Genomic DNA, 11180 nt, shown 5'->3' on the forward strand with positions numbered 1-11180 from the left:
GCGGCGGAAAGCCATGTGGACCGCTCTATTTACAAAGCCGATGCCTTTGTTCGAACGGGAGTTATCGGAGTCCAGGTGCTCCTCGATATTTCGCGGAAAGCTGGAGTTCCGCGGTTCATCCAGATAAGCACGGACGAGGTGTACGGCTCCATCCGGGAGGGAGTGTTCACCGAGGAATCGCCCCTGAATCCTTCCAGCCCCTATTCTGCCTCCAAGGCGGCCGGGGATCTGCTTGCCCTGTCTTACCATAAGACATTCGGAACGCCGGTGATCATCACCCGGAGCTCCAACAATTACGGCCCCTTTCAGTACCCTGAAAAACTGATCCCGCTTTTCATCACCAACTGCTTTGAAGGCAGGACCCTGCCGCTTTACGGCGACGGGACGAATGTCAGGGAATGGATCCATGTACTCGATAACTGCCGCGCCATCGAGCTTGTTCTTGAGAAGGGAGTTCCGGGGGAGGTCTACAACATTTCCAGCGGGAAAGAGCTTTCCAATAGTGAAATTGCCCGCGTCATCGTCCGAACGATAAAAGTTCAGGAAAGCTTCATCACACCGGTCACGGACCGTCTTGGCCATGATTTCCGCTATGCGATGGATTGCGCCAAAATTGCAGGGCTCGGTTTTTCACCCCGCATCGATCTGGAAAAAGGCCTTGAGGAGACAATCCGGTGGTACCGGGAACATCCTGAGTGGTGGAAACCTTTGAAATGATAGAAAATTTTCTCTCGTAAAGTTCGCAAAGTCAATAAAGAAAGGAAAGACTTTAGACAGGATTTACAAGATTTACATGATTAATATTTCTTTTTTTCTAATCTTGTTAATCATGTTAATCCTGTCCAATATTTTCTTTTTGCTTTTCTTTCTTTGCGGACTTTTTGAGAAACTGTTTTTATCGGAGGGACAGCGCATGAAGGGAGTCATACTGGCGGGAGGCCTCGGCACACGGCTCGATCCTCTGACCAGGGTAACCAATAAGCATCTCCTGCCCATCTTCAACAAGCCGATGATCTTTTATCCCATCGAAACCCTGATCGAGGCCGGGGTGCGCGATATCATGATCGTGACCGGGGGAAACTCGGCTGGCGACTTTCTGACACTTCTCGGCAACGGCGCAGAGTTCGGTCTGAAACACATCAACTATACCTACCAGCAGGGGCACGGCGGCATAGCCCAGGCGCTTTCCCTGGCGGAACATTTCGTGGATGGCGACCGGGTGGTGGTCATACTCGGCGACAATGTTATACAGGGAAGTATAAAAACTGCGGTAGAGAATTTCAAACTTCAGACCCACGGCGCACGCATCATGCTCAAGGAAGTGCCCGATCCCGAGCGGTTCGGAGTCCCCGTTCTTGAAGACAATCGCATTGTCCGTATAGAAGAGAAGCCGCTTAAGCCAAAATCATCCTTTGCGGTGATCGGCATCTACCTTTATGACGACAAGGTGTTCGATTTCATCCGGACGCTCAAACCCTCATCCCGCGGGGAGCTGGAAATTTCGGATGTGAACAACGCCTATATCGCGGAGGGCTGCATGGAATACGAAGTCCTCGATGGCTGGTGGACGGACGCGGGGACATTCAATTCCCTCATACGGGCGAATGTGCTTGTGGCGGAGAAATACGGTTTTTCGGTCTAATAAAGGATAGATTTTTCCCAATACTCAATTGAAAAAAACTTTCCTTGACAAGATAAACTTTATGCATTATTTCAGGTTATGAAGCAAACATCGGCAAATTCAAGGATTCAAAGACAATAATAAATATTTTTTTTAAGTGTTTATATAACAGGGTGTTTCTTTAATAAATATAGGATACAAAGTAACATAATGAATCAAAACAATTTAAAAATTGACGATATTTTAATACGATTTCCTGGGGCTTACCGTTTGGGAGGAGGTAGTCAAAAAGAGGTTTACCTATATGAAGATAAGAATTTAGGGAAGATTGTATTAAAAATAGGGCTTTTTTTTACACCTCAAACACTGGAAAGAATAAAACGGGAGGTGGCTATTCTATGCGAACTTAGCTCTCCTGTTTTTCCAAAACATATTAATTTTGAAGTTATTGATAATATTAGATTCTTGATTTTTGAAGAATACATAGATGGAACCCCGCTTGATGATTGTATCCACGATTATACTACGCCCGAAAAAGCTTTTTCATTACTTTTAATACTATTAAGCGGACTTTCTGAATTATGGCTTAAAAGAGTTGTACACAGGGATCTTAAACCTGCAAATATTATGGTTACGAAAGATGGACCAAGAATTATTGACCTGGGAATTGCTCGTTTTCTTGATTCAACTTCGCTTACTCATACCTTCGCACCATTCGGTCCCTGTACACCTAATTATGCATCTCCAGAACAGTTAGAAAATCGCAAAAGAGATATTGATCATCGTACAGATCAATTTTCTTTAGGAATTGTAATAGGGCAATTGATTTTAGATGGAGAGCACCCTTTCGACCCAAGAATTACGCATCAAGGGAGAAGTATCCCAGAGAATATTTTGACCGGGAATTGGGCTAAGAATCAGATTAGAGATAAAACATCTCCTGCCGAGTATTTTATTATAACGAAACTGCTTGCACCCCAGCCTTATATGCGTTTTAGGCTTCCTAATGAACTAATTAATGCAGTAATTAAAGTTGTAAGAGGTGGCTAATGGCATCAATTTATCATCAGTTAGGCTTTCGTTATAATTGGAGTCTTGACAGTATCGAGTCTGACCATACAGGGGAAGGTATTATTTGTGCTCCTAGATATATGACTCGATCCCGTGTTCAATCTATTAAGGCCGATCTGCGGTCGCGTTCAATTTTTGATCCACAGTTTTATCTACCTCACTCTTCAAGAGGAGGATTAGCAACATACCCATTTTTCCCACAAGTTGTTGCGGGAGGATTCACAACTGCTGACTGGTCACATGATATGGCTTTAGAATGCGCGGATGCTTGCATCAAATTCCAAGACGATTATGGTTTTTCAGCTATTACGGTTCCCACACGGTTTCGGGAGGGAATGCCGTCAGAATTCATCGGAGAACAGGAAGAGCTTTTTATAACTCCTTTTTTAGAAATTGCTAGTCGTCGTCATATAACACGCCCTCTTTTTCTTCAATTAATTGTTACTGATTTTATGATTCGAGACAATTTATACCGAACACAACTGCTAAATTGGATTACTAGCTTTACAGAGCTTAAAGGGATCTATTTGATTTATCATGTACACAACCGCCAAAAGCAACTTTCAGATACGGAGTTTCTTTTAGATCTGATGGGCTTTATTCGCGACATTAAATTAGCAAATCTAAATGTGATAGTTGGGTACACAAATACTGAAGGCATACTACTAACTTGTGCCGGTGTTGACGGAATTACGATGGGTATTTATGAAAATCTACGTATGTTTTCGCCTGATGCCTTTAGGGAACCTGATGAAACACGGAGATATGCACCTAACGTTCGTTTATACATTCCACGACTCATGCAATGGGTCGAGTACCAATATTTGGGGGCCATACGAAGGGTTGTCAGTAATATCAATGAATATATTGAAGATAATCATTATCGAGTAAGTATGTTTCAACCTGAATACAATTGGCACTTTGCAAAACCAGAACCATACAAGCATTTTTTTATTGCATACTCTAATCAATTGAGACGTCTACTTGATGTTCCAGAGGCGGACCGCTGTGCGGTTGTTCTTGAGGAATGTCATTCTGCTTTAGATGAACATCAGCATCTGAAAAACTCTGGTGTTGTATTCGATCAAGAAAGTAGTGGATTCCATTTGACATCCTGGATATCGATTTTAAATATATGGATGAGGGATATACGATGAATTCTTTCAAATCTGAAAAATTAATGTGTCAATTATTTCGTCTTGAGCAGTTTCACGCAAAGTTAAGATATCGCGACTGGGAATCGTGGAAAATTAATGAAGCAAAGGGTTTGTTTGGTATCCCTGATCAAATAGTTGTTTTTTGGAAACCTTATTTAACTGGAAAAGTAGTATATAGAACTGTAGCATGTGAGATGAAAAGAGAAAATTGGCAACGTGCTTTAACCCAAGCGTATCGATATAAATCATTCGCGCATTATTCTATTGTTATATTAGATGCCTTTTACGTCCATCGTGCTAAAAAGGCATTAGATGAATTTAGAAACGCAAACATTGGTTTGGCTGGCTTATCATGTGATGGAATTTTAAAATGGTATTACTGTCCGCGTTTCCAAATTCCATATTCAGAGCCTATGACCAGAACTTTTCATAAAAAATATTTCGAATCATTTTACCCAAATTGTTAATATAAAGGCACTCACATGCCATTAAAATCAAATGAATCCCGACGCACATTTGTAAAAAAAAACATTCTCGCAGCTTCAGCCCTCGCCGCGACGGGAACCGCCTCCGCGCAGGAGGCGGGAAAGCGTAAATTCAAACGCAAAACCCCTTCCACTGGGGAGCTCCTTGAAGTGGGGATTTTGACCGCCACAGGAGGGCACATCGACTCCATCTGGGGGCCTCTCATCAATCCCACAGATGGGAAATCGCGGGTGACCGGGATGGTCATGACCCAGGCCTGGGATATAAACCCGGAGGCTCTGGACCGTTTCGCAAAGAAGTTCGATGTTAAAAAGGCGAAAAGCTACGACTCCATGGTTGGCAAGGTGGATGCGGTGATACTTTCCGATTTCTCCTCCCTTTTCTGGTACCAGGATTTGGCTCGTCCCTACCTGGAGGCCGGAATCCCCATTTTCATCAACCGTCCTTTCACCTCCAGTCTCAAAAATGCGCGTGCCATCATCGAAACGGCAAAAAAAGGCGGCGCTTCGATCATGTGCGGCTCATCACTGGAATATGTGCAGGCGGTGGATTCGATCCGTCAGACCCTGCCGGATTTGGGGGAGATTGTGGGATATGTGGCCGATAACGCCCAGAGCGATTACGCCACCCACGGGGTTCACGGCATTTACTTCGTGTACGCCTGCGTCGGCGGAGGAGTGTTGAGCGTTTCCTACCAGGCGGACGACTGGAAGAGGCCGAACGGAGCAATGACTTTTAAATACAAGGGGCGCAATGGAGGTAACAACTTCTGGGGGCTGCTCCAGCAGTCATACCGATCGGGAAGCGCCTGGATACGGGTATCCGGCAAGGGAACCTCCAAGCGTGGGGATGGCTATTTCAACGATGTCACCGTGGACCGTCAGATGGACTGGCCGCGGGAAAGCCGTGGATATGTAACCGACAGCGCAATCTGGCTGCCCATGATACATGCCATGCAGCGCATGTTCGAGACCGGGAAAATGCCTGAACCTTACGAGAACATCTATGAGAAAACGCAGATGTTCATCGGAGAATTTTACTCGTTACTTGAGAAAAATGGCGCGCCGGTTGCACTTGATGATATCCCGCTCGGCTGGGAAATCCCGAATTCCGGTCCGCCCATGGACCCGAAACACTACCCGAAAGGGTTTTTTGGATAAAAAAGTGACAGAGTGACAAAGTGACAAAGTGACAAAGTTAAAAAGACAGTCTGAACCGCTGATTCGAATGAAAAAACCGATGGTTATGAAGTATAAGCATTTATGTTGATTCACAAATAAGCTTTTGTGAAATGCAACTCCGCATTATTTTGATATGAGGAATTTCGGTTTTACTTAGAATGGAGCGTGCCACTATGGGTTCAGGAAATTTGAAAAGATGTCCCTACTGCGCCGAGTTTATTCAAGGCGCTGCGATAGTATGCCGATTCTGCGGGCGTGACTTGCCGAAAGAGAACAACCATGCGAACAGTTCTTTTGCGGAGTCGATGGGATACTTTACCGGGCACTGTATTGCGCGTTGGGGATTTGGGGTATGTTTTGCTGTAATAGCTGGAATTTTTATTTTATTTCTTATTTTAGTCGGGAATTTCAAGTCTAACACGCCTCCTCGACTTCCACAGAATTCTATCTCCTCAGTTCACGCCCCAGTCTCAACCCCGGCTCCCACCCCAACTAATCAGACTCCTGTTTCAACTATGAAGTATGACCCTGTTGCCAAGTATGGAAAAGAAAAAGTTGATGCAGCAAATAAGGTTATGAATTTGGTAAAACAAGATTGTAACGTTTTTGTAGATGGTGGGCTGGTGGTAGAAATGAGCCGTTATATCAATGACAAAAATGATCTCTTAGGATATGTCACCGCAATAGCTAACGCCGATGCAATTCTTTTTGGTAGTGCCAGAAGCATTTTTGTTTACGACCCCTCAAAAAAACTGATCGCCTCGGCAGATGCATTCAGAGGAATTCGATTGAGAGATTAATTACCGAATGAATTCCCTACGTATCAAGTGACAAGTTTCAAGTTCGCAAAGGATGACTCTTACCCTCCGCGTAAATGTGGCTTCTTAGCATACTTCATTTCTACCTTTTACACAAATTCCAAGCGCTCATCTATGCGAATTTTTTTTATTGAAGGATATACTGTTATCACATTACCGATTTTCTTAGAATAGTGATGAAGAAAAAATATTTTTTTCGCATCTCATCATCTTTTATCACTTGAATCACGCGCATCAGTGATTCAGACAATTTTTTCTTCTGACTCCTGACTCCTGTATTCTCTCTTTTCTTACATCTCTTCCATGAGCGCGGCATAGATTCGTGCGGCTTTCGGAATCTGCTCCACCTCCACCCATTCGTCGTCGGTGTGCGCCTGAGCGAGGGCGCCCGGTCCGCAGATGACTGAAGGCGTCCCCCTCAGGATCATGGAACCTGCAAGGGTCGCCCCCGGGCAGCCGGAAAGAACGGCCGTTTCCCCGATTGCCCCCTCGAAAGCTTTAATAGTACGGAGCACAAATTCATGATCCGGAGGAATGAATGCCGCCGGTGAGCCGCCCCTGTCTTCCCGCCATGTCCGGGGAGGATCGGTTTCACGGATTGCGATTCCCTGCTCGCGGTTCATCCTGTCCATTAGTCCGTTAATTTGCTCCCTCACCATCTCCGGCGGGGTTTCCGGGATGAGGCGGGTGTCGATGCAGGCAAGGCACCGGTCCGGAACCGCCGAAAGATAGAGGCCGCCCTCGATTTTCTCGAAGTTGACCGTGCACTTCCCGAACCAGGGATTCTCGATCGAGAGGTAGGGGAGTTTCAGAAATTCCCGTATGAAAAAAGCCATGTTGTGAATGGCGTTGACCCCCAGGTAGGCGAGACCGGAATGCGCGGATCTCCCCCTGGTTTCGAACGCGGTGGCGATGCCGCCCCGGTTGCCGATGTTTATCTCAAGGCCGGAAGGTTCGGCTGAGATGAGGCCGGCATACCCGTCGAGGAGGCCGCTGTCCAGGAGCAGGCATATTCCGCCCTGACCGCCGTATTCCTCTTCGATATCGCTCACAAAGGTGATTCCTCTCCGGGGTTTCTTTCCGGCGCGCACCAGGGCTTTAAAGGCGCAGAGAATGGCGGCAAGTCCCCCTTTCATGTCGCAGGCGCCACGGCCGTACATCCTGCCGTCACGGATTTCCGCCCCGAACGGTTCGACGGTCATGGTGCCGGTCGGTTTGGTGTCCTGGTGGCCGTTGAAAAGAAATCTATCCGGGCCGCTCACAGCCCCGTAATCCGCAAAAAAATTGCATCGGTCGTTTTCATAGGGATAGAGACGCACCGGTATGTGCAGATCCTTGAACCACCCCTCATAGTAATCCACTATCCCGCGGCCCTCATGGTGGGTGATGGAAGGTATCCGCACCAGATCTCTTGTGATCTGGATCACCTCTGAATCATCGATAAGATCAAAAATATCCTTTGTAGATGGCATGTCGGCATTCACCTCTGTGTATGGCTGCATTCCGGGTTTTTTCAATACAGGTAAAAGTGGGAATAATATGGCAGATGACTTCCGTCTATACAAGCGTTACTTTCCGGTTTGAGAAATACAGTTTGCGGAAGCTGGCTTTTGTTCTCGATATTATGGAGGGAGTAAGATTTTTTTGACAGGATTAACAGGATTAACAGGATTTTTGCATTGCTTCAAATATTTTTGAAACTTTTGAAATAATGTTTCTCTCAAAGTTCGCAAAGAAAAAATACTTGTTTCAATAATTTTTTATTGTATTCTCCCGCAATATGTTAAAATTATTCTGATACCTTAAATTATCCGTGATGCATTCAAATTCCCAATTTTTTCCTTTCTTTATTGACTTTGCGAACTTTGCGAGAGAATAAATCAAAGATTTCTATTTGTGAATGTTTGGTTTTTACTCTGTTACTTTGTCACTCTGTCACTTTTCATGGAGCATCACATGAGAAAACCCTTATGCGCTCTGACCATGGGAGATCCTGCCGGGATCGGGCCGGAAGTAATCCTGAAGACCCTTTTTTCCCATCGGGCAAAAGAAGCTGCCGATATGGTGGTCATAGGCTTCCCCGGACCGTTTGAGAGGGATGCCGGAATGCTCGATCTGGATTTCGTTATAAAAAAAATCGACTCTCCCCGGGAATCAGTTTTTCGCAAAAACATCATGAATCTCATCGTACCGGATCGTCGCCTGATAGTTCCCCTTCAGTATGGAGTTGTGGATGCCCGGTGCGGGAAGGCGGCGGCGCTGTGTATCGAGCTTTCCGCACGGCTGGCTCTTTCCAGTGAAGTGGATGCGGTAGTGACAGCGCCGATAAACAAGGAATCGCTCAATCTGGCCGGGTACGAATATCCGGGACATACCGAGTTCTATCAAAGCCTTACCGGGGCGAAGGATATCGCCATGCTCCTCTCGCTCGGTGACTTACGGGTGGTCCATGTGGCGACTCACACCTCAATACGGGATGTTCCTGCCCGGATTAAAAAAAAACGTATCGTTCGGACTGTCCAACTCCTCCATGATGCGCTGAAACGACTGGGGATGAAAAATCCGCGCATCGCCGTTTCCGGGCTGAATCCTCATGCCGGGGAAGCCGGTATGTTCGGCCGTGAGGAAATCGAAGAAATCATCCCCGCGGTAGAGGAGTTGAAAGCAGTGGGCATGAATATCACCGGGCCGATCTCCCCGGATACCGTGTTCCCAAGGGGACTGAGCGGGGAGTTTGACGGCATCGTTGCCATGTACCATGACCAGGGGCATATCGCGCTCAAGCTTGCCGGGTTCAAGCTGGGAAAGGAAAACCGCGTGGTGGAGGGGGTCAATACCACGCTCGGACTGCCCATTATCCGTACTTCCGTGGATCACGGCACGGCATTCGATATCGCCGGAAAAGGAATTGCCAGCCCCCTCAGCATGATCGAGGCGGTGGAACTCGCGTCTCAGATGGTAAAAGTTAAAAGAGATCCTGAAACGAGTTCAGGATGACACGTGTCATGCCGAACTTGTTTCGGCATCTATTTTCACAATCGTGTCATGCCGAATTTATTGCCGCTTCGCGGGAACGATGAAACCGTTTCGGCATCTATCAGGAAGGAAACAGGAAGTGAAAGGTTTTTTCGCCCTGTATGTACGAGAGATTCAAACCATGATTCTGCTTTCGCCCGCTCCCCTTTTCGTGGTTTTGGCGGTCATATTAATCCTGATGTCCGGCGCGGTTTTCTTCATCGCGGGACTGGTGTTCTTCCACCGGAACAGCGGAGTACGAAAAGGAGCGGAATGAACCGGCGCGCTCTCATCTTCTGGACAATATTCGGCTCCATCGCCCTGGGAATCGCTCTATCGGTTACCTACCTCGCCCGTACACCGTTGACTCCGCTCACAGGGGCAGACCAGCTTGTTCTGGTCGTAGCAGATACGGATACCTCCACCCATGCCCGTCTGGAAACATTTTACCGTCAGGGAAATACCTGGCGCCCCATGTTCACCTGTCCGGCGATTTTGGGCCGTAACGGCCTGGCCTGGGGCCGGGGCCTGCACCGTGACCGAGACCGCACCCCCCTTGAGCCGGTGAAACGCGAAGGAGATGGCAAATCACCCGCCGGAGCGTTCGAGCTGCTCCATGCTTTCGGCTATCCCCCGCCGGACAGTGTCCAGACGAAACTCCCCTATACTCAGTCCACACCCGATCTCATCTGCCTGGATGACATCCGTTCGGAATACTACGCCCTGGTGGTGAATCTCCGCGAGAAAAAGCTCGATCCGGCAAACCTCCCCTCGCACGAGAACATGCGGCGCGACGACGATCTGTACCGATACGTCATCGTGGTGGGGCACAATACCGACAGGCCGGTAAAAGGGGCGGGAAGCTGTGTTTTTCTGCACATCTGGCGCGGGGAGAATTCATTTACCGCGGGATGCACGGCCATGGCCGTTGAGAACATGCAGCGGCTTCTGGCGTGGCTCGATCCCCAAAAGCGGCCGGTGCTTGTCCAGCTTACCGGGAAAAGCTATGAGAGGCTGAAAGGGGATTGGGGATTGCCGGGAAGGTGAAGAGGCAAAGCGGGGACTCTTAAACCTTCAGGTTTCAACAAGGCACAAATCAATGGCTTCTTTAATGTTAGCCATGGCCTCGTCAATGGTTGATCCATAGGTATGACAGCCTTTTAATACAGGACAGCTTACTATATAGCAGCCGTCTTCATCAATTTCAATAAGTATGGGAAGATGTATGTTTTTCATTTTTCCTAACCTCCAATAGTATGTTTAAAACAGTATATTCTTTTTGTAAGTAAATAGTCAAGGGAATATGCCATCGACAGCCTCAAGATATTCCTGGATAGCATAGTTGATATTTTCGATGGCCTCAACTTCAGTTGCCCCCTGAGACCAACAGCCGGGCAGGCCGGGTACATGGACGCTGTACCCTTCTTCCGAGAGTTGGAGAATTATTTTGTATTTCATGGCATTTCCTTTGTTCGCTGATTTGTCATGGTTGAACGATTATACCTTTGCGGATTCCCACCGGCGGGTCTGTTTTTTCCACTCTTCAATCGATTGGGGCCAATCGTGCAAGGTCGCCGGATCAAAATCCGCCCCATTCTGCCATACCAATATATGGGTTTCAAGGTCATTTTTATTCAATAAAAGTCGTTATTTAGGGTCTGCTGAAAAAGTCTGAAAATATAATATAAATACTTGACAATAAAGGAGATAAGTAGTATATTATGGCAGTGTTTTGGAGGTCGAAATGCACGCATTTCGAATCATACCCCTGATAAACCTTGCATTTTTTAGTAAAGGAAGAGGCAATGTATCGAGGGAAAGATCGACTGAC

The 11180-nt window shown here is 46.9% G+C and carries 13 protein-coding genes; 10 read left to right on the forward strand and 3 right to left on the reverse strand.

All coding sequences use genetic code 11. The features are described from left to right. The 7 genes from Q8O92_10070 to Q8O92_10100 form a co-directional block, all read left to right on the forward strand. The coding region (locus Q8O92_10070; GenBank protein MDP2983659.1) for a GDP-mannose 4,6-dehydratase at positions 1-717 on the forward strand (717 nt) is incomplete at its 5' end. A 196-nt stretch (positions 718-913) separates the two neighbouring features. Beyond that, positions 914-1642 (forward strand): sugar phosphate nucleotidyltransferase, encoded by a 729-nt coding sequence (locus Q8O92_10075; protein MDP2983660.1) that lies wholly within the window; start codon positions 914-916, stop codon positions 1640-1642. A 189-nt stretch (positions 1643-1831) separates the two neighbouring features. After that, on the forward strand, positions 1832-2671 hold the full coding sequence (locus tag Q8O92_10080; protein ID MDP2983661.1) for a serine/threonine-protein kinase: 840 nt from the start codon (positions 1832-1834) through the stop codon (positions 2669-2671). Continuing rightward, positions 2671-3849: a hypothetical protein gene (locus Q8O92_10085; protein ID MDP2983662.1), complete on the forward strand. Its 1179-nt coding sequence runs from the start codon at positions 2671-2673 to the stop codon at positions 3847-3849. Before Q8O92_10080 ends, Q8O92_10085 begins: the two co-directional genes overlap by 1 nt. Beyond that, positions 3846-4316: a hypothetical protein gene (locus Q8O92_10090; GenBank protein MDP2983663.1), complete on the forward strand. Its 471-nt coding sequence runs from the start codon at positions 3846-3848 to the stop codon at positions 4314-4316. Before Q8O92_10085 ends, Q8O92_10090 begins: the two co-directional genes overlap by 4 nt. 15 nt (positions 4317-4331) lie before the next feature. Beyond that, a complete protein-coding gene (locus Q8O92_10095; GenBank protein ID MDP2983664.1) occupies positions 4332-5495 on the forward strand; it encodes a Gfo/Idh/MocA family oxidoreductase in 1164 nt (387 codons plus the stop codon). Positions 5496-5689: 194 nt separating this feature from the next. Then, entirely contained in the window at positions 5690-6316 is a 627-nt protein-coding gene (locus tag Q8O92_10100) for a hypothetical protein (protein MDP2983665.1), read from the forward strand. 308 nt (positions 6317-6624) lie between these two features. On the opposite strand, the gene Q8O92_10105 is transcribed toward Q8O92_10100, so the two are convergent. After that, positions 6625-7806 (reverse strand): M20/M25/M40 family metallo-hydrolase, encoded by a 1182-nt coding sequence (locus Q8O92_10105; GenBank protein MDP2983666.1) that lies wholly within the window; start codon positions 7804-7806, stop codon positions 6625-6627. 484 nt (positions 7807-8290) lie between these two features. On the opposite strand from Q8O92_10105, the gene pdxA reads away from it, so the two are divergent. The 3 genes from pdxA to Q8O92_10120 all read left to right on the forward strand — a co-directional run bounded on the left by pdxA (position 8291) and on the right by Q8O92_10120 (position 10396). Beyond that, the gene (gene pdxA, locus Q8O92_10110; protein ID MDP2983667.1) at positions 8291-9331 is read left to right on the forward strand and encodes a 4-hydroxythreonine-4-phosphate dehydrogenase PdxA; all 1041 of its coding nucleotides are present in this window, start codon (positions 8291-8293) and stop codon (positions 9329-9331) included. 118 nt (positions 9332-9449) lie between these two features. Then, positions 9450-9626, forward strand: a complete 177-nt coding sequence (locus tag Q8O92_10115; GenBank protein ID MDP2983668.1) for a hypothetical protein — start codon at positions 9450-9452, stop codon at positions 9624-9626. Then, positions 9623-10396, forward strand: a complete 774-nt coding sequence (locus Q8O92_10120; GenBank protein ID MDP2983669.1) for a L,D-transpeptidase family protein — start codon at positions 9623-9625, stop codon at positions 10394-10396. Before Q8O92_10115 ends, Q8O92_10120 begins: the two co-directional genes overlap by 4 nt. 27 nt (positions 10397-10423) lie before the next feature. Here the strand turns inward: Q8O92_10120 and Q8O92_10125 are convergent, their stop codons facing one another. Together Q8O92_10125 and Q8O92_10130 are read right to left on the reverse strand one after the other, a co-directional pair. Next, positions 10424-10585, reverse strand: a complete 162-nt coding sequence (locus Q8O92_10125) for a type II toxin-antitoxin system HicB family antitoxin (GenBank protein ID MDP2983670.1) — start codon at positions 10583-10585, stop codon at positions 10424-10426. Between the two features lie 57 nt (positions 10586-10642). Further along, positions 10643-10807 (reverse strand): type II toxin-antitoxin system HicB family antitoxin, encoded by a 165-nt coding sequence (locus Q8O92_10130; GenBank protein MDP2983671.1) that lies wholly within the window; start codon positions 10805-10807, stop codon positions 10643-10645. Positions 10808-11180: the final 373 nt, after the last annotated feature.

It is taken from the genome of Candidatus Latescibacter sp., assembly GCA_030692375.1.
In the GTDB taxonomy this organism is placed as follows: Bacteria; Latescibacterota; Latescibacteria; order Latescibacterales; family Latescibacteraceae; genus JAUYCD01.